This window comes from Gilliamella sp. B3172, from assembly GCF_026536465.1.
Lineage (GTDB): Bacteria > Pseudomonadota > Gammaproteobacteria > Enterobacterales > Orbaceae > Gilliamella.
In genome coordinates, this window is the sequence record NZ_JAFNOA010000008.1 from 15,106 (window position 1) to 34,583 (window position 19,478).

14 protein-coding genes are annotated in these 19,478 nt (G+C 37.9%); 5 read left to right on the forward strand and 9 right to left on the reverse strand.

Features of this window, described 5'->3' with window-relative positions; all coding sequences use genetic code 11:
• The first annotated feature begins 2 nt into the window (after window positions 1-2).
• On the forward strand, window positions 3-2,837 hold the full coding sequence (gene glnE, locus J3U37_RS09280) for a bifunctional [glutamate--ammonia ligase]-adenylyl-L-tyrosine phosphorylase/[glutamate--ammonia-ligase] adenylyltransferase (RefSeq protein WP_267374519.1): 2,835 nt from the start codon (window positions 3-5) through the stop codon (window positions 2,835-2,837).
• A 647-nt stretch (window positions 2,838-3,484) separates the two neighbouring features.
• Window positions 3,485-5,671: an extracellular solute-binding protein gene (locus tag J3U37_RS09285; RefSeq protein WP_267374521.1), complete on the forward strand. Its 2,187-nt coding sequence runs from the start codon at window positions 3,485-3,487 to the stop codon at window positions 5,669-5,671.
• Window positions 5,672-5,720: 49 nt separating this feature from the next.
• Here the strand turns inward: J3U37_RS09285 and J3U37_RS09290 are convergent, their stop codons facing one another.
• The 4 genes from J3U37_RS09290 to yeiP all read right to left on the reverse strand — a co-directional run bounded on the left by J3U37_RS09290 (window position 5,721) and on the right by yeiP (window position 10,653).
• Window positions 5,721-6,944: an MFS transporter gene (locus J3U37_RS09290; RefSeq protein WP_267374523.1), complete on the reverse strand. Its 1,224-nt coding sequence runs from the start codon at window positions 6,942-6,944 to the stop codon at window positions 5,721-5,723.
• A gap of 14 nt (window positions 6,945-6,958) precedes the next feature.
• Entirely contained in the window at window positions 6,959-7,786 is an 828-nt protein-coding gene (locus tag J3U37_RS09295) for an MBL fold metallo-hydrolase (protein WP_267374525.1), read from the reverse strand.
• A gap of 1,383 nt (window positions 7,787-9,169) precedes the next feature.
• On the reverse strand, window positions 9,170-10,072 hold the full coding sequence (gene ttcA / locus J3U37_RS09300) for a tRNA 2-thiocytidine(32) synthetase TtcA (protein WP_220217629.1): 903 nt from the start codon (window positions 10,070-10,072) through the stop codon (window positions 9,170-9,172).
• A gap of 8 nt (window positions 10,073-10,080) precedes the next feature.
• Entirely contained in the window at window positions 10,081-10,653 is a 573-nt protein-coding gene (yeiP, locus tag J3U37_RS09305; RefSeq protein ID WP_220217628.1) for an elongation factor P-like protein YeiP, read from the reverse strand.
• 114 nt (window positions 10,654-10,767) lie between these two features.
• Between yeiP and J3U37_RS09310 the strand changes: the two genes are divergently transcribed.
• Together J3U37_RS09310 and J3U37_RS09315 are read left to right on the forward strand one after the other, a co-directional pair.
• Window positions 10,768-11,034, forward strand: a complete 267-nt coding sequence (locus J3U37_RS09310; RefSeq protein WP_220217627.1) for a YkgJ family cysteine cluster protein — start codon at window positions 10,768-10,770, stop codon at window positions 11,032-11,034.
• Between the two features lie 218 nt (window positions 11,035-11,252).
• Window positions 11,253-12,698, forward strand: a complete 1,446-nt coding sequence (locus J3U37_RS09315) for an amino acid permease (protein WP_220217626.1) — start codon at window positions 11,253-11,255, stop codon at window positions 12,696-12,698.
• A 360-nt stretch (window positions 12,699-13,058) separates the two neighbouring features.
• Here J3U37_RS09315 and infA read toward each other — a convergent pair whose 3' ends face one another.
• The 5 genes from infA to leuS form a co-directional block, all read right to left on the reverse strand.
• Window positions 13,059-13,277, reverse strand: coding sequence for a translation initiation factor IF-1 (infA, locus tag J3U37_RS09320; protein WP_025315083.1), 219 nt, complete (start codon window positions 13,275-13,277; stop codon window positions 13,059-13,061).
• A 238-nt stretch (window positions 13,278-13,515) separates the two neighbouring features.
• Window positions 13,516-14,169 carry a nicotinate-nucleotide adenylyltransferase gene (gene nadD / locus J3U37_RS09325; RefSeq protein ID WP_267374527.1) on the reverse strand — a complete coding sequence of 218 codons (654 nt, stop codon included), beginning with the start codon at window positions 14,167-14,169 and terminating at the stop codon, window positions 13,516-13,518.
• Window positions 14,163-15,167 (reverse strand): DNA polymerase III subunit delta, encoded by a 1,005-nt coding sequence (gene holA, locus J3U37_RS09330; protein ID WP_220217624.1) that lies wholly within the window; start codon window positions 15,165-15,167, stop codon window positions 14,163-14,165. Before holA ends, nadD begins: the two co-directional genes overlap by 7 nt.
• A 9-nt stretch (window positions 15,168-15,176) precedes the next feature.
• Entirely contained in the window at window positions 15,177-15,671 is a 495-nt protein-coding gene (lptE, locus tag J3U37_RS09335; RefSeq protein WP_267329244.1) for an LPS assembly lipoprotein LptE, read from the reverse strand.
• A gap of 35 nt (window positions 15,672-15,706) precedes the next feature.
• The gene (leuS, locus tag J3U37_RS09340) at window positions 15,707-18,289 is read right to left on the reverse strand and encodes a leucine--tRNA ligase (protein ID WP_267374529.1); all 2,583 of its coding nucleotides are present in this window, start codon (window positions 18,287-18,289) and stop codon (window positions 15,707-15,709) included.
• Window positions 18,290-18,528: 239 nt separating this feature from the next.
• Here leuS and J3U37_RS09345 point away from each other — a divergent pair, with 239 nt between their 5' ends.
• Entirely contained in the window at window positions 18,529-19,155 is a 627-nt protein-coding gene (locus J3U37_RS09345) for a hypothetical protein (RefSeq protein ID WP_267374531.1), read from the forward strand.
• Window positions 19,156-19,478 lie beyond the last annotated feature (323 nt).

A 19,478-nucleotide genomic window follows, 5' to 3' on the forward strand; every position in this document is an offset into this window, starting at 1 on the left:
GCATGACAGAATTGAAAAAAGTATTTAATCAACAAAAACAGAAAGTCCTGGCAAATTTGTCAAACATTGATCGTGATTGTTTACAAGCAAGCCTTGATATTTTAATTCAGAGTGATTTTCTGATTGATACATTTAATCGATATCCTAGCTGGTTATCGCAATTGATTAGCGCTCCCCCACAAGCTGATGAAAGACGATTTTATCAAATTTGGCTTAATGAACAATTAGCATCGGTCACCAATGAGGAGCAATTGATGAAAACATTAAGATGTTTTCGTCGTTTTATCCTGACTCGTCTTGAATGGTCTCAATTGACTAAGATTAGCACCGATGAACAAATACTATTGCAACTGAGTGAACTTGCTCAAGTGATCATTATCACGGCTCGTAATTGGCTCTACCAGTTAAGCTGTCAGGAATGGGGTACGCCTTGTAATGGGAAGGGAATTGCGCAGCCTTTACTGATTTTAGGTATGGGTAAATTAGGGGGGGGTGAACTGAATTTTTCCTCCGATATTGATCTTATATTTACTTATCCTGAACACGGTCATACTCAAGGTGGACGACGAGAGCTGGATAATGCGGTTTTTTTTACTCGTTTAGGGCAACGCCTAATCAAAGCGCTCGATCACGTCACTGAAGACGGCTTTGTTTATCGGGTTGATATGCGTTTACGTCCACTTGGTGACGGTGGCCCGTTAGTGCTCAGTTTTTCCGCTATGGAAGATTATTATCAAGAACAAGGGCGAGACTGGGAACGTTACGCCATGGTGAAAGCTAAGGTCTTAGGTGATCAGCAAGATCCTTATACCTTAGAACTCTATCAAATGCTAAAACCTTTTGTTTATCGTCGTTATATTGATTTTAGCGTATTACAATCATTGCGAAATATGAAAAGCATGATTGAACGAGAAGTGCGTCGTCGAGGTTTGAAAAACAATATAAAACTCGGCGCTGGCGGGATTCGAGAAATTGAGTTTATCGTACAAGTGTTTCAACTTATTCGAGGCGGTCGAGTAGTGGGGTTACAGACTCGTTCCTTATTACACGCTTTACAGGTGATAGAACAAGAAGGATTATTGGATGTTGAGGAAGTGATTTTATTGCGGGAAAACTACCTATTTTTACGCCGCTGTGAAAACATTTTGCAAGCCATTAATGATGAACAAACCCAAACCTTGCCTGAAAACGAACTCGATCAATTACGTCTGGCGACCAGCATGGGCTTTGATAACTGGTCAACGTTTAGCGATGATTTATCTAAACGAATGCAACTTAATCGACAAATATTTAATGAATTAATTGGCGAAGATACACCAGAATCGAGCCAATCTAAACACGATAATGATCCGTTTGATGATCTATGGGTGCCGGATTTACAATTGACTGATGTCAAAGCCGTATTACCCGGCTTAAACGAGCAAGATGCGCAGCAGCTATGTCAATTGTTGCTGCAATTTCGAGATGATATCGGCAAACGAACAATCGGCGTGCGAGGGCGTGAGATTTTAGATCAGCTAATGCCACGATTACTCGCTTTGACTTGTCATGAACAACAACCACTTATTTTACTGCCAAGAATTTTTCCATTACTGGTAAACATCGTTAGTCGTACCACCTATCTGGAACTACTGCTTGAGTATCCAACCGCACTGAAACAATTGATCCGCTTATGTAGCGCATCGCCAATGATCAGCGACCAATTAGCCCATTATCCCATTTTGTTAGATGAACTGATTGATATCAATTCGCTCTATCAAACGGCTGCCCCTGATGCTTATAAAAGTGAACTGTATCAATATTTACTGCGTATAGCGGTTGATGATGAAGAGCAACAACTCGAAGCCTTACGTCAGTTTAAACAGATGCAACTACTGCATATTGCTGCTGCTGATGTGCAGCATGTATTAACCACCATGAAAGTGAGTGATCACCTAACTTATGTGGCAGAAGCGTTACTGGATTTCGTTGTACAAATGGCATGGAATCAAATGGTAAGCCGTTATGGCAAGCCGGATTATCTCACTGACAACCAAAAAGGTTTAGTGGTGATAGCTTACGGTAAATTAGGTGGCTGGGAGCTGGGTTATGGTTCCGATCTGGATTTGGTCTTTTTACATAACTGCCCGGCCAGTAGTGTCACCAATGGTGAAAAACAGATAGATAGTCGGCAATTTTATTTACGACTGGTACAACGTATTATCCATTTATTTAATGTCCGTACCAGCTTTGGGATTTTATATGAAGTTGATGTACGCTTGCGCCCGCAAGGCGATGCCGGCTTATTAGCCTGTAGTTTAACGGCGTTTGAAGATTACCAAATGCATGAAGCATGGACATGGGAACATCAAGCCTTAGTGCGAGCTCGTGCAGTTTATGGTGAGGCTGAGCTAATTGAACAATTTAACCAAATTCGCCGCCAAGTACTTTGCAAAGCACGGGATGAAAGCCAATTAAAAACCGACGTCAGACAGATGCGTGAAAAAATGCGCCTACATTTAGGCACTACCCAAGCGGATTGGTTTAATTTAAAAATTGATGAAGGTGGCATTGGCGATATTGAATTTTTATCACAATATCTTGTGCTAAATTATGCCAATCAATATCCTAAAATAACCCATTGGAGTGATAACGTACGTATTTTAGAATTAGCAGCCAATTATCAAATTATGGATGAAACCGAAGCGCAAGCGCTCACCAACGCTTATATTGATATGCGTAATGAAATACATCAATTAGCATTACAACTTCGCCCAAGTTTGGTTGAAAGCGACAGCTTTAAGCAAGAAAGAGAGATAGTCAAACATAGCTGGGCTAAATGGTTAAGCAACAATTAGCTGTTTTATACTTAAACATAGGTATTTTCTGAAAGTTTTTGACAAGAAATATGCCAGTATAATATCGCTGACGTTAGGCAAGCAAAATGATTGCCTTGCTAAAGCAGGCTAAATGGCAAAGTAAAATAATTCAGTTTTATACTAAAACATAGGTATTTTCTGAAAGTTCTTGACAAGAAATCTACCTGTATAATATCACTGACGTTAGGAACCAAAATGATTGCCTTGCTAAAGCAGGCTAAATGGCAAAGTAAAATAGTTCAGTTTTATACTAAAACATAGGTGCTTTCTGAAAGTTTTTGACAAGAAATATAATTGTATAATATCGCTGAAGTTAGGCAATCAAAATGATTGCTAAACTAAGCCGGACTAACTGGTAAAATAAAATAGTTCAGTTTTATACTGAAACATGGGTATTTTCTGAAAGTTTTTGACAAGAAATATGCTTATATAATATCGCCGGTGTTAGGAATCAAAATGATTGCCAAACTAAGCCGAGCTAACTGGTAAAGCAAAATAGTTCAGTTTTATACTGAAACGTAGGTATTTTCTGAAAGTTCTTGGCAAGATAACGGCATTAGCCGTGAGATAACATCGGCTTAAAAACTTTTTATACCGATTTAGATTTTATTGGAGTTTTAAATTTAATGGCAACGATCAAAGATATTGCGAAATTGGCGGGAGTATCGCACGGCACGGTATCAAATGTGCTTAATGGTCGGGGTAATGTCAGTGTCAAAAAAATCAAATTAGTTGAACAAGCCGTACAACAGTTAGGCTATCAACTTAACTTACAAGCCAAAATCTTAAAAGAGGGCAGTGCTAAAACCATATCGGTAATTTTGCCCAATATCACTAAAGAACAGTACGCTTACCTTTATGAAGGTCTGTTTAATTATGCCAACGATCAAGGTTACGAACTAGCACTCTATTTGACCTATGACTCAAAAGAGCTTGAATTACAACATATCTCAAAAGTGGCCGTCAAACGTGATCACGCTGTTATCACCATTAGCGCTTTAGCTGATGCGCAACCTTATTATCAATCGATTAAAATAGCCGATGAAAAAATCATTTTTGTCTATCGCAAACCGGCTCAAGCAAAGCAATTTATCACCTTAGATTTTGAACAGGCAGGCGAGGATATCGCCGCACAAATGATAAAGCATCACTATCGGCATATCGGCTTATTTTGCTGTAGCTATCAACATCATCATGCGAATTTGTTCAAGCAAGGGCTGGAAAATGCTTTTGCCCGGCAAAATTATTCAGTGCGATTAGATTCCATTGCTTCAGCGCCGTCAGATAGCAGTTATAATTTATCTTTTCAATTTTTTACTGAGCAACACCCTCAATATCATGCCATTATCACCATGGATATGGAGCAGGCGCATTTTATCAGAAACGCTAACTTTTTTGGCAGTTTAGATAAGTGCCCACCCATTTATACATTAGCCAATAACCGATTTTATTATGAAAGTGACTTTTACCAATACCATATGAATTATGGGATGTTGAGCGAGCAGATCATTAAATTAATTGAAGATAAACCAATCACGCCGTTAGCTAATAAAGGCTTTTCATTATTACCCGCTATATTACCGGCTAAATTACCCGATAGCGCAGTAAGGGGCTTATCGCAAACGGCGCAAGTGATTAATTTTCTGATTTTACCCAGCCCGTCGACTGAAGCCGTTAAAAAATTGCTACCCCACTTTAAAAAAGTCAGCGGTATTGATGTCAACTTAATTGTAAAACCCTTTGATGAGATTTACGACATTGTTGAGAATTTTGACCAGCACCCACAAATCGATATTGTTCGACTCGATATGGCAGGTTTACCTTGGTTTGCTCCTTCCATATTTAAGCCGTTAATCGAGCTTGATCTCAATGTGGCATCGCTGTTTGAACGTTATCAACCGGAGATCGTTGAGCGATTTAGTTATGTGGATAATAAAGCCTATGCCATTCCGTTTGATCCGAGTGTGCAGATGCTGTTTTATCGTAAAGATTTATTTGACGATCCGTTGATCAAACGCGCTTACTTTGAAAAGTATCGACAGCACTTGCAGATCCCGACAAATTTTAAAGATTTCAATCAGATCGCCACATTTTTTAATCAACAGCATAATCGTGAATCCCCAATCGAGTATGGTAGTTGCATTACGCTGGGCAATGACGAGATTATCGCATCAGAGTTTTTACTTCGTTACTATGCGCAAGGTGGAAAATTATTTAATGAAGATAAACTATGTTTAAATCACTCGATTGCGCTAAGCACCTTAACCCAATTACAGACCTTTATTCAGTCAGCAAACAACATTGATGCCAGTTGGTGGCAACAGTCGGTTAATTTATTCGAACAGGGTAAACTGGCAATGCTAATTGTCTATACTAATTTGTTTAGCTATATCAATCATCGGGATATTTTACCATTGATTGGTTATAGCAATGTGCCGGGTAATCGTGCTTTATTTGGTGGTGGATCGCTGGGTATGTCTAAATATAGTCAAAAAGACAAAGCGGTAAAAACCTTTTTTGATTGGCTCTATTCGGCTGAAATCAATGAACAAATTGCTTTACTGGGCGGTGCAACAGCGCAAAAAAATATTATGCAAAATCAGCCGATTGTTAATCAATCACCCTGGCTACCGGTTGCCCAATTGCAATATGCTAATGGTATACGGGAAAACAGTATCAATGGCAAAGCGATTAATCTGCACTTAGTTGAACATATTATCGGTCAATATTTATCGGGTTGGATAAGCGGGCAATTTAGTGCTAAGCAAGTGATTGCGCTTATTAATGAGTCAATCAGCGAGCAATATTGCTAATAAAGGCATTATTAGCAATATTGTAATTAATAGGTTAAAGGCTACTTGCTTAGGATTCTGCTTTAGATGTCATAATCACATCTTTATCGTTAAAGAAGAACCAGAATCCGACCGCCACAATGGCCGCAACCACAGCCGGATAGATCCAAAACTGCTGCCATTGAGGTCCGGCTTGCTCTAAAGACTTTTCAGTTACAACCCGATTATTGATAAATCCACAGACTGACGCTGCCATAAACAGACCAAAACCATTGGAAACAATAAAACGTAATCCTTGCGCTTGAGCTTTAATTTCAGTTCCGGCTTTTTTATCTACATAAATATCCCCGGCTGTAAAGAAGAAGTCCCAACAGATACCTTGTAACAGAAGTGTACCAATAATATAGAAATACATCTCAACACCTCCTGCCGTGGCGGCTAAGGACAGCATTAAAGAGCGAATTACCCAACAAATGGCACCAAATAAGATGATCTTTTTAAATCCATAACGACTTAATAAGAAAGATAACATAAACATAAATATGACTTCGGTAGCAATGGCAATTTGCATCATGGACGCTGGCTCAATACCCAATACCGGTAAATAGACAGGTAGATAAGCACTATAAGCAGTTTTGGTTATCATCAAAATAAAGGTTGATAGCATAAAGATAGTAAAGTATTTATCTTTAAACAGCGATAACGCATCTAAACACAAAACATCACGTAGCGAGAATTTTTTGTTTTTGCCACTTGGCGGTGTATTAGGTAGCATAAAGCAATATAAGCCATATACCACAGAGGCACCAGCGGCAAGTAAAAACGAATTAATCGAAGTTGAAAAACCGGTAAACCCGAGAATTAATCCGGCTACCATAAAACCAATGGTACCAAAGACCCGAATAATTGGGAACCAACGAACACCGTCAATATGTCTGAAGCTTACGCTATTGGCTAAGGCAGTAGTTGGGTAAAACAGCAAGCCAACAATAAAGATCATAATTAAAAAGCCGGTCACATTACCGCTTAGAATAAAATTGGGAATAGTAAATAAAACACAAGCATTAATAATGTGTAACACGCCCATGACTTTTTGCGAGGCGATAAATCTATCGGCAACCATGCCCACAAACAGTGGCGAAATAATGGTAGCTATGCCCAAAACCGAATAAGTTGAACCGACAATCTCTTTTAAATCATGAGCAGCAAGTACTGCGCCGATAACCATATTCCATGCACCTTGCACAAAATATTGTAAAAACATCATAAGTAGCAAACTGGGTATTTTTGACATATAAAACTCCAATATTAAATTGTCTTAATTAAGCCGTCGTAAGCGACTTGAATATGATAAGGTTCAAATATTTCAACTAATTGGTCGTGCATAAATCCACTACTATGTGAGTGATGCGAGGTGATAAGTTGGGTTGAAGAGTCGAAGATCGCATCATCTAACATACGTTTTTGCGCAGCAATGACCGTTTCAATACTCATATGATTATTAGTGCGATCATTTTGCTTATAGCCATAAGTACATTCAAAAACCGCTAAATCGATTTTTTTACCTCTTGCTTTTAACCATTGCCAGGTGAGCTCCGGAAAATAGCCGGAATCGTGTCCGTGCAGTACCGTTTTGCCGTCTTTTTCGATCAGGTAAATATAACAAAATTCCCATTTGGCATGATTCGCCAGCAATGGGGTAATACGATAGCCGGCCGAACTGGTTACCGTTTGATATGGCACCAGCAAATTAAACACAAACCGCTCCGGGCTATAACCGGGTAGAACGTTTAAACAGCCATTTATCGCAATATCATTGCCATAAACAGACAGCGGATGATCGATATTAAAACCATAATCGACCATACGACTAAATAGATCACCGACATTAAAATGGTCGGGGTGGGTATGGGTAAAAAGAAGATCTTTGATTTTGGTCACATCAATATTATCACGCATAACTTGATAACTAAACTCTGGGGCAAAATCGATTTGCAAGATATCATCGATAATCACTGAACTTCGGGTGCGGATATTTTTACCTTTTTGTATTCGTGCTTTTTGACAAATATCGCATTTACAAAAAGGATTGGGAATACCTTCAGAAGCAGCGGTACCCAAAAACTGTAGTTTCACATTGTTCTCCTATTATTTAGGTTGTTTAAACGGGTCAAATTACAAGTTGTGTTGTAAAATTGGAACGTTTCAATTTTATGTGAAGGTAGGTTATTCCACAATAAAATTAGCTTACTTTTTTGTTAATTCGTGAGCAGGATCAAAGTTTTAAATTAACGCTAAATGATCGGATCAAATAAATTGATTAAGAAACAGTTTTTCTTTAATTGATGTGTTAATAAATTAATTTAGATACTAATTAATCGATCAGTGATCATTGCGCATACCACAGCTGATCTAACACTGACAAATCAATAATTAATCGCTATTTTTCAACGATAGAATAGGGCGATCTTTTGATAAACTTATCATTACAAATAGTATCTTAGATAGACTTTAAATCAATAATTAATTAGATAAAATCCTATATATGGAAACTAAAAACACTTAATGGACATTTTAGGAAACAAATTTATGCGCCAATTTAGAAAACTGTTAAACAATTCTGGTGATAGTGCAAGCTTGTATCAAGGCAAGCTGTAGCTTCGCTAACCAATAGATTATATTATGCAATCAAGCGTGATGATATTTGTTATTTATCTGTTACACATCAACCTTTTATTAATTATTTATCAGTACGATTAAACAAGTTAATTCAGGGGTTTAAGAAATTTAAGAAATACATTAAGAAACAATTGCTGTCGACTGATCGAGACAAAGATAAGTTTTGAATTGGGTACTAACGGTTTATATATCATAATGGCTTGCCTTACTAGCTATCTACATTAATTAGCCGAAATAATAGTTTAGATAAACTTTGAATATTATGATCACAAAGTCTAATCTAGCAATATAGGAAATCAAATAAACAATTTAAGAAACAATCTGTCGAGTTAGTTATTGATAGCGATACACGGGATTAATTTAAGTTGCTAGCGGGTTATAATCGATAATGAAATTTGATGATGTGAGTATTAATTAATTGGCAGGGTAATCATATCAATGAGATTAATAATTAAGTATTTTGGCGATATTGGAAATTAAAGAAATGCTATAGTAAATCATCTATCATAATAATTATTGATAGCGGTAAACGGTGTTAACTTCAGAAATTATCAGGTTATATCTCATAATAAATGACAATATATGTTTATTCATTGATTAGCAAAGTAAACCTTTTTGATAAGTGTAAAATGATAGTGAAAAATAAGTTGATATAGAAATATTGAAAATAAAAGAAACCATTTTGGAAATCATCGGTAAGAACAGTTTTTGGTTGCGATAAATGATATTAACAATTAAGTTAATTTGAAGATATAAGAAATAAAAGAAAGTATTTAAGAAACTATCGGCGTTAGTAATAACTAGCGCCGATATAGCGTAATAGCGTTGATCAGTTTAAGCTTAATTTGCCTCTTTCCAAAGGATCATCTCTTGATCATCAAGCTCAGCAGCATTGAAACCAACTATTGGTGGTAACTCTTCCCGATCAAAAGCTAAATCGCCACCATTTTCATCGATATCACCTTTTTTAATTCCTTTAAAATCGAAAAGGTGAGTATCACAAAGGTGTGATAGGGTGATATTTTGTGTTGCACGGAACATGGTTTCAATTCGTCCGGGGAATTTCTTATCCCACTCGTTAAGCATCTCTTTAATCACTTGTCGTTGTAAATTAGGCTGAGAGCCACATAAATTACAAGGAATAATTGGAAACTGCTTAATGTCGGCATATTTGGCGATATCTTTTTCTTTGCAATATGCCAGCGGACGAATAATGATATGTTCGCCCGTGTCGTTAACCAACTTCGGTGGCATCGCTTTAAGCTTTCCGCCATAAAACATGTTAAGAAACAGTGTTTCTAATATATCATCACGATGATGACCGAGCGCAATTTTGGTCGCCCCCAGTTCGGTTGCGGTGCGATATAAAATCCCTCGACGCAAACGAGAACAGAGCGAGCAGGTTGTTTTGCCTTCCGGAATTTTTTCTTTAACGATGCCGTAGGTGTTTTCCTGCACAATTTTGTACTCGATACCTAACGATTGCAGATATTCCGGCAAAACATGCTCAGGAAAGCCGGGCTGTTTTTGATCTAAATTGACGGCAACCAATTCAAAATTGACCGGTGCGCTTATTTTTAAATTAATCAGAATATCTAGCAAAGTATAACTATCTTTACCGCCGGATAAACAGACCATAATACGATCACCCTCTTCAATCATATTAAAGTCGGCAATCGCTTCGCCTGTTAGACGACGCAATCGTTTATGCAATTTATTTTGATTATATGTACTTGTCACCATACTATTAATTATTCCGCTCGTCCCATATAACGACGTTCAGCGATATGAATTTTCACTTTTTCGTTGTTATCGATATATTCAGGCACTTGAATAACTAAACCTGTTGATAAGGTCGCTGGTTTGGTGCGAGCACTGGCCGAAGCGCCTTTGATACTCGGTGAAGTTTCGATAATTTCTAAATCTACCGTTTGCGGCAACTCTAATGCGACAACTTCACCGTCTGCCATTAAAACTTGGATGCCATTCATGCCACCTTCAGGAATAAACAGTAATTCTTCTTCAATTTGTTCTTTTTTGAAAATAAAAGGAGTGTAATCTTCATTATCCATAAACACGTATTCATCACCGTCAATATAAGAAAAGCTGACCGGACGGCGAAATAGTTCGATAGTGTCGATAATATCATCACCTTTAAAGCGTTCTTCAACTTTACCGCCATTTCTGACATCGGTAAAACGCATTTTATAAAGGGTGCTTGCTCCACGTGCGCTTGGGCTTTGAACGTCAATTTCTTTCACCAGTAATAATTTACCGTTATAAGTGACCGCATCGCCTCGTTTTATCTCATTTGCTTTTGCCATAATATTTTCTTCGCAATTAATAAGGGGGTTAAAAAATTAGCTCGCTATTTTACCGCTATCTTGCTATTGTCTCCAACAAAATTTATCGATGATCGTTAAATAAAAGGTAATGCGATGACTGATTCATTTAAATGCCGTGAAAATTGTGGCGCTTGTTGTATTGCGCCGTCGATCTCATCTGCTATTCCTGGCATGCCTAACGGTAAACCGGCTGGCGTTGCCTGTATACATTTGGATGAAGATTTTCACTGTCGCTTATTTGGGCAATCATCCCGACCTTCTGTCTGTGGCCGTTTAAAGCCTTGCTTTGAGATGTGCGGTAACTGTCGCCAGCAGGCACTCGATTATTTATCTCAATTAGAACAGCTAACTAGGGTATAAGTATTGCTTATATTTAATAAACTGGTCTTATTATTAGAATTATTTATCTCGCACTGCTGTTTTTTTGCTACACTTCACCGCACTTTATTTGTTATAGATAAATAAACACAAACTGTTAAGTTAGATTTTCTCAGTTATTGGTTGATATTCAAAAGCAAAGCCGACTATGACTGAATTTTTTTATGTAATTTAATCTCTTTAAAAAGAAGAATATTGTTATGAATTATAAATTAAAACGGGATTTAAAAGCTCGTCATTTAACCATGATAGCAATCGGTGGCTCAATTGGTACCGGATTGTTTGTTGCTTCGGGTGCGACCGTTGCAACTGCTGGGCCCGGAGGCGCTCTGCTCTCCTATGCGATTATTGGCATTATGGTCTACTTTTTAATGACCAGCCTTGGCGAGTTAGCCGCTTACCTTCCGGTTTCCGGCACTTTTGCCACTTATGGCGCACGTTATGTCGATGAAGCGTTTGGTTTTGCTATCGGCTGGAACTATTGGTATAACTGGGCGATCACCGTTGCGGTTGATTTAGTGGCGGCGCAACTGGTTATCTCGTATTGGTTTGATGTAGGTGAATATAGTTGGCTGTGGAGCTTGCTATTTTTAAGTATTATTTTTTGTTTAAACTATATATCGGTAAAAGGTTTTGGTGAAGCCGAATTCTGGTTCTCATTAATTAAAGTAGTCACTGTAATTATCTTTATTATTATTGGGATTGCGATGTTTTACAGTATCTTACATCATGATGGAGTTAAAAGCGCCTTTGGCAATTGGCGGTATGGTGATGCGCCTTTTGTCGGTGGTTTTTCATCCATGATTGGTGTGGCTATGGTCGTTGGGTTTTCTTTTCAGGGAACTGAACTTATCGGCATTGCCGCTGGTGAGTCAGAAGATCCGAAAAGAAATATTCCTAAAGCAATGAGACAAGTGTTTTGGCGTATTTTACTGTTCTATATTTTCGCAATTTTTATCATCAGCGTATTGATACCTTATGACGATCCTAATTTATTGCGGAATGATGAAACCGACATTAGCGTCAGCCCGTTTACCTTAGTGTTCCAGCATGCTGGTTTATTATCGGCAGCGGCGGTGATGAATGCGGTGATTTTGACCTCGGTATTATCAGCCGGTAACTCAGGTTTATACGCCTCTACTCGTATGCTGTACGCCTTAGCTAAAGAGGGTAAAGCGCCAAAAATGTTCTCTCGATTATCTTCATCCGGCGTACCACGCTTTGCTTTAATAGCAACAACCATTATCGCTATGTTATGTTTCTTAACTTCGATGTTTAAAGACCAACAAGTTTACTTATGGTTACTCAATATGTCAGGTATGACCGGCTTTATTGCTTGGTTAGGTATTGCCATTAGCCATTACCGTTTTAGAAAAGGCTACATGGCGCAACGATTAGACTTAAACAAATTGCCTTACTTTTCGAATTTCTTCCCATTCGGACCGATTTTTGCCTTTGTACTTTGTTTAATCATTACCTTAGGTCAAAACTATGAAGCATTTTTGCAAGATACCATTGACTGGAATGGGGTGATAGCAACTTATATCGGTATTCCACTGTTTTTTGTGATCTACTTCGGTTATAAAATCGTCAAAAAAACCAAATGGATTAAATACGAAGATATGGACTTTTCACAAGTCGATTAACTCAATTATCGGATGTCGCAATTTGAATTGTTTATAATCCGATAGATTGACTAATTTCAAATAAAATACAATGGCGCCGCTTACTATCGGCGCCATTTTTTTTAGTATAAAGCGCTAAGCAAAGTAGTCGTTAGTCAATTAAATATCAATTAAGCCACGATGATAAAATCGATTTTGCAGAAGTTGATATACTTAATTACTACCGATTGCGGTTTGAATGATCAAGAATCAAATAGACAGGCTAATTTTAGATAATAGAAAAGCGCTTGCGTCGACTTCAGTCGACGCAATTGTATTAAAAAAAGAGAAATAACCGATTAGGTGGTTAATTATTTAAAAAAACAATAAGTCTGATAACGATTAGCGACTACGGAAGATGATACGAGCTTTTGAAAGATCATAAGGCGTCATTTCAACCGTAACTTTGTCGCCAGTTAGAATACGAATATAGTTTTTTCTCATCTTACCGGATATATGTGCAGTAACGACATGACCATTTTCAAGTTCAACACGAAACATCGTGTTTGGAAGAGTATCAAGTATAGTACCTTGCATTTCAATGTTATCTTCTTTTGCCATTGGGGCCTCTTATTAATAAATACAACAAATTAATTATACTCATTGCACTCACGACAATACACATGTTAATCAATGTGAGTACGAAAAGCGGTAAAATTAGACATTGCAAGTAAAGCCTATTGGATTTTTGCTAATGCCAATTTAGTGATTTTGAGTATAAACACAGAAAACTGAATTTAGAATATATAAATGCAGCGGCAAAATAATGCCGAAAAAAGTGCCAGATGTAAAGTCCTTTCTAAATTTTCTTTGCATTATAAAGCCCATGCTGATGAATATAGCGCCAAACTGGTGGTGGTAGCAAGTTTTCAACGTTTTTAGGGTCGTTAATATTTTGTCTGATTTGGGTTGCTGATATATCCTCAAGTGGCGTATGGGCAAAATAGATATAGCCCGCCGGCGAAGCATGCAGATCAGCCACATTTGTGGTTTGGTGCTTGGCAATCCATTTGGCCAAAGTCGGATCGGTAATTTTTTCACTATAATGCGGGCGTTGGCAGATAAGTAGGTGGCAATAATCAAGTAAGTTTTGCCACTGTTTCCAGCTTGGTAAACTAAGCAAGGAATCTTGCCCCATAATAAAGGCAAGCCCTTTTTGGCTGCCGTTTTGTTTACGCCACTGTGCTAGCGTATCGATAGTATAAGACGGGCGAGCCGCCTCGACGTTTAATTCCCTTGTATCGATTGAAAACAGCGGTAAATCAACGATCGCAAGCTCTAACATTGCCAGTCGCTCCGCCGTTGTGGCATCGGGCTGGGGTTTATGTGGTGGAATATGATTCGGTAGCAGGCAAATTTGCGTTAAACCGACCTCTTTTGCCAATGCTTTTGCCGGCCGGATATGTCCATAGTGAATCGGATCGAAGGTGCCGCCCAGTAGTGCTGTTAACATTGCTTAAAACCCATAAACTGCATCGATAAACTCGACAGCGCATCCCAAATTGCTAACTGATTATCATGCTTTAAACTGATTTCAATTTCAGTCAGTTTGGCCAATACTGCATAGAGATCGTTAATCGTAAAACGATTTAAAAAAGCGGTATAGATTGTTCTTTTGTTTTGCCAGACTTTATATTCATCAAATATCTGCTTGAAGTTTTTGTGCTGTAAGCCTTTTTTTAAATTGATGACTAAAATAAGCTCTCGTTGAATAGTGCGTAACAATATCAACGGCTCAACATCGTTAACTTTAAGTTGTTGTAATATATGAATCGCTCGTTTAGTTTTTTGAGCAAGCATGGCATCAATCCAATGATAGGGGGTAAAAATAGCCGAATCATTGATATTGTTTTCTATCTGTTCATAACTGATAGTTTGGTTGGGGAACAATAACTTAAGCTGCTCAATAATTTGAGTTAAGGCTAATAAATTGCCTTCGTAATAGTAACACAAAAGTTCAATGGCTGATTTTTCAATTGTTACCTCATTTTGTTGTAAATGGTTATTTAGCCACTGTGGTAATTGAGAAAAATCAGGCGTTGAGCAGTTGACCACCACAAGTTTATCGGATAGTGCTTTATACCATGGTGCGTTTTCTTGCGCTTTGGTGATCTTACTCAAACTGATGATAAGCGCGACATCAGCGGTTAGCTCTTGGCTAAGTGTGTTAAGTTTGCTTGCAATGGCAGCATTTAAGCCACTTTCGCCAAAATCTAATAAGATCAGGGTTTTGCTGGAAAACAGATTTAATGACTGACAGCAGTCATAAATTTTGTTCCAATCGGTTTGGTTATCGATCGTAAAGAGGTTTTGCTCTTCATAGCCCGCTTGTTGCATCGCTTTGCGAAGCGTGGTTTGCCCGTAGTGTTGTAAGTAAGGATCGCTACCTAATAACAGATAGTAGGGCGATCCTAATTGGTGGCTGATTTGATCTGCATTGATTCTTATCATAACAATATTTTAATTTACAGCATCAACCGATTTTAATTTACGGATAATTTGTTTAGCTGCTTGTCGATACATCTCATCTTCAATTAAATTTTGTTCTGCTGTTTTTGCCAATGCTGCAGCAGGATTATCAAAAAATGTTCTAAAAACTCGTACATTAATCGGGTAGATGTCTTGTCCGGCAATAATCACTTGTGCTTGAATGGTCAGCACAAGTTGATATTCAGCCGCTTTACCGTCTTGATAAATCGAGATAGTGCTACGATTAAGCGAGTCACTGATAATTTTTAATGAAGGTATCTGCCCGCCGTTATCTTGATTGACTAACGTGACGTTATTGTCTCTCAATAGCTCTTTAATATCTCGTGACAGTCGACCATAAGGGTCGTAACTGACATAAGTTAAAGTTTTAAAACGCTCGGGCACTTCTGTATCATATTGCAAATGAAATCCACAGCCAGTAAGTGATACTGCCAATAACATGAGTAATGCAAAATATTTTTTCATCGTATTACCACCTGTAGTTTAGTTATCTAACAATATCAACCCACCACCAAATTCAATAATTTACCCGGTACATAAATGACTTTACGAATTGTCACATCAACTAAATATTTTTGAATATTGGCTTCTTGTTTGGCTTGTTCAAGCACAAAGTCTTGATCGGCATCTGCCGGAACAGTGAATTTACCACGTACTTTACCGTTAATTTGCACAACAATCAGTTTTTCATCTTCAACCATTGCTGATTCATCAGCTACCGGCCAAGTGGTGTCGTCGATTGATTCATTGTGTCCTAACGCTTGCCACATGATAAAACACACATGCGGAATCATTGGATAGAGTAATCGTACAATCGCATTTAATGCTTCGTTCATTAACGCACGATCTTGTTCGGTTGCTTGTGGTGCTTTTTGCAGCCGATTCATAAATTCCATTACAGCAGCAATGGCGGTATTGAATGTTTGGCGACGCCCGATATCATCACTCACTTTAGCAATTGTTTTATGCAATTCACGGCGTAGTGTTTTTTGCTCTGCATTTAATTGCGCAACGTCAAGTTTGGCACAGGCACCTTGTTGGGCATGTTCATAAACTAAACGCCATACACGTTTAATAAAGCGGTTTGCACCTTCAACACCAGATTCTTGCCATTCAAGGGTCATATCTGCTGGCGAGGCAAACATCATAAATAGTCGAACAGTATCTGCGCCATATTTTTCAACCATTTCTTGTGGGTCGATACCGTTATTTTTTGATTTCGACATTTTGGTCATACCCGCATGCACCAGTTCATTACCTTTGCTGTCGGTTGCTTTGCAAATACGGCCTTTTTCATCACGTTCAATGGTCACTTCGGTCGGTGATACCCAAATACGTTCGTTAGTTGGGCTGGTGTAGTAAAATGCATCAGCAAGCACCATACCTTGACAAAGTAAACGTTTAGCCGGTTCATCGGAATTGACTAAGCCAAAATCACGCATCAATTTATGGAAGAATCTGAAATAGAGTAAATGCATAATAGCATGTTCGATACCGCCAACATATTGATCGACTGGCAACCAGTAGTTTGCCGCTTTTTCATCTAACATCCCTTTATCGTAATGCGGACAAGTATATCGTGCATAATACCAACTTGATTCCATAAATGTATCAAAAGTATCGGTTTCACGCAGCGCCGGTTGCCCGTTAACGGTTGTTTTTGCCCAGTTTGGATCGGCTTTAATTGGGCTGGTGATGCCATTCATTTCGACATTTTCCGGTAAAATAACCGGTAGTTGATCTTCCGGCGTTGGAATGGTGGTGCCGTCTTCGAGTGTCACCATTGGAATTGGTGCACCCCAATAACGTTGACGGGAAACCCCCCAATCACGCAAGCGATAATTGACTTTACGTTCACCAATACCTAATGCCGTGAGTTTGTCGGCGATAGCATTGAATGCTTGATCAAAATTAAGCCCGTCAAATTCACCCGAATTAAATAATATACCGTGCTCGGTGTAAGCTGTTTGAGAAAGATCCGGCGCGTTGCCTTGCTCATCTAAAATCACTGGTTTTATTGGTAAGTCATATTTTGACGCAAATTCATAGTCACGCTCGTCATGACCCGGTACAGCCATAACCGCACCTGTGCCATATTCAATCAAGACAAAGTTGGCAATCCATACCGGTACTTTATTACCCGTTAATGGATGAATAGCATAAAATCCGGTGGCAATGCCTTTTTTCTCCATGGTTGCCATATCAGCTTCTGCCGTTTTGGTATTTTTGCATTCTGCAATAAATTCCGCAATTTTCGGATTATCTTTCGCTGCTAATTGTGCCAGTGGATGCTCGGCAGCAACTGATACAAAACTCACGCCCATTAACGTATCAGGACGAGTTGTGTAAACACGCAATTTATCATTGTAGTTTTCAACTGCAAAATCAAACTCGACCCCTTCAGAACGGCCAATCCAGTTACGTTGCATGGTTTTTACTTGTTCTGGCCAGCTTTCAAGGGTATCTAAATCATTAAGAAGCTCTTCGGCATAGTCAGTGATTTTAATAAACCATTGTGGGATCTCTTTACGCTCAACCGGCGTATTACAGCGCCAACAACAGCCCTCAACAACCTGTTCATTAGCCAATACAGTTTGATCGTTAGGGCACCAGTTAACAGCTGAGGTTTTCTTGTAAACTAAGCCTTTTTCATACAGTTTAGTAAAGAACCACTGTTCCCATTTGTAGTATTCCGGTCGGCAAGTGGTGACTTCACGATCCCAATCGTAACCAAAACCTAATAACTGTAATTGCTTTTTCATATAAGCAATATTTTCATACGTCCATTTGGCTGGTGCGGTATTATTTTTAACTGCCGCCCCTTCCGCCGGTAAACCGAAGGCGTCCCAACCAATAGGTTGTAATACATTTTTGCCATTTAGACGTTGGTAACGTGAAATAGTATCGCCAATGGTGTAATTTCGGACATGACCAAGATGCAAACGTCCCGAAGGGTAAGGTAACATTGATAAACAGTAGTATTTTTCTTTTGAAGGATCTTCAGTAACATGAAATGTTTTGTTTTCTAGCCAATGCTGTTGCACTTTGGCTTCAATCTCGTCGGGGCGATATTGTTCTTGCATGATGAATATATGTCCTATCTATTATTGCTAATAAAAAATAATTTGCTAATTGTATTGGTTATTGGCACGTTTTACAAACGATATGTGAATCAAGCACAATGATTTGAGCATCCATATTTATTATGAGTTAAGATAGATAAAGTGAATAATATACATAAAAAAGAGATAAATTATTCAATATCGATATAATTAAAAAAGTCTTTAGACTATAGTTCTAAAACAAATATAAGGAATAGTTAATGCAAAATCGTACATTTGAATTTCGTTGTTTCACTCGGCGCTCATTTAAAAATTTAATGATACTCACTTTGTGCTTTGGTTTTTTAGTCGTTTGTTGTCTCACTTATTTATTTGTAATTTTCTTTGATGCGATCATGCCGATGATTCCCAACCAATACTTTGAGGTCATTTATATTATTGGAATGCTTGTTCCGGCATTATTTTCTATCTTTTTGTTTGCTATATATATTGTTCGTTTCTTCCGTAAAAAAATGACGATTAATGTCAATTCATATTTGATTAATATTGATGACCATAAAAAATTGAATCAAACTTTTCAATGGTCAGCATTACAAACAGTAACAATGTTTAAAAGTACCGCTGTGCTATATCAAACGATTATTTTGGAGTTTGACAATAAGCTTATTAATATGATGGTGGCAAAAAGTTTATATTTATCCAAAAAAGATACTGATCAATTTCTTCAATTTATACAATATGTCGATGAACAACTTATCAAACCAGATTTTACACTATCCTCATCAAATATAACTTTATCAACTAAACTTACGCAAGAAATAGCAACAGCACTAACAAATATAAAATTTAGTGAAGGAGAATATCGTTATTTATATGTCAGAAAGTAACGAGTCAGTGTTTCTTGATGATAAAATGCTGATATGGCTATTTAAACAATTAAATAGCCATATTTGACAAAACCATATTTTCAGGTGATCTATCAACTAGCCACCATTAAACACACTTAAGAAACGTGAGAAGAATGATTTTTTTCTTCAACCGGGTATAATTTCGATATTGGCTTGAATAAGTTGATCAACTTTTTTGGCTTCAATCTCGTTGCGGCGATATTGTTCTAGCGTGATAAATATCTGTCCTATCTATTATTGCTAATAAAAAATAATTTGCTAATTGTATTGGCTATTGGCAGGTTTACCAATGATATGTGAAA

Coding starts and splice junctions, on each gene's coding strand:
- glnE (WP_267374519.1), top strand. CDS start 3: ATGACAGAATTGAAAAAAGTATTTAATCAACAAAAACAGAAAGTCCTG.
- J3U37_RS09285 (WP_267374521.1), top strand. CDS start 3,485: ATGGCAACGATCAAAGATATTGCGAAATTGGCGGGAGTATCGCACGGC.
- J3U37_RS09290 (WP_267374523.1), bottom strand. CDS start 6,944: ATGTCAAAAATACCCAGTTTGCTACTTATGATGTTTTTACAATATTTT.
- ttcA (WP_220217629.1), bottom strand. CDS start 10,072: ATGGTGACAAGTACATATAATCAAAATAAATTGCATAAACGATTGCGT.
- yeiP (WP_220217628.1), bottom strand. CDS start 10,653: ATGGCAAAAGCAAATGAGATAAAACGAGGCGATGCGGTCACTTATAAC.
- J3U37_RS09310 (WP_220217627.1), top strand. CDS start 10,768: ATGACTGATTCATTTAAATGCCGTGAAAATTGTGGCGCTTGTTGTATT.
- J3U37_RS09315 (WP_220217626.1), top strand. CDS start 11,253: ATGAATTATAAATTAAAACGGGATTTAAAAGCTCGTCATTTAACCATG.
- infA (WP_025315083.1), bottom strand. CDS start 13,277: ATGGCAAAAGAAGATAACATTGAAATGCAAGGTACTATACTTGATACT.
- nadD (WP_267374527.1), bottom strand. CDS start 14,169: ATGTTAACAGCACTACTGGGCGGCACCTTCGATCCGATTCACTATGGA.
- holA (WP_220217624.1), bottom strand. CDS start 15,167: ATGATAAGAATCAATGCAGATCAAATCAGCCACCAATTAGGATCGCCC.
- lptE (WP_267329244.1), bottom strand. CDS start 15,671: ATGAAAAAATATTTTGCATTACTCATGTTATTGGCAGTATCACTTACT.
- leuS (WP_267374529.1), bottom strand. CDS start 18,289: ATGCAAGAACAATATCGCCCCGACGAGATTGAAGCCAAAGTGCAACAG.
- J3U37_RS09345 (WP_267374531.1), top strand. CDS start 18,529: ATGCAAAATCGTACATTTGAATTTCGTTGTTTCACTCGGCGCTCATTT.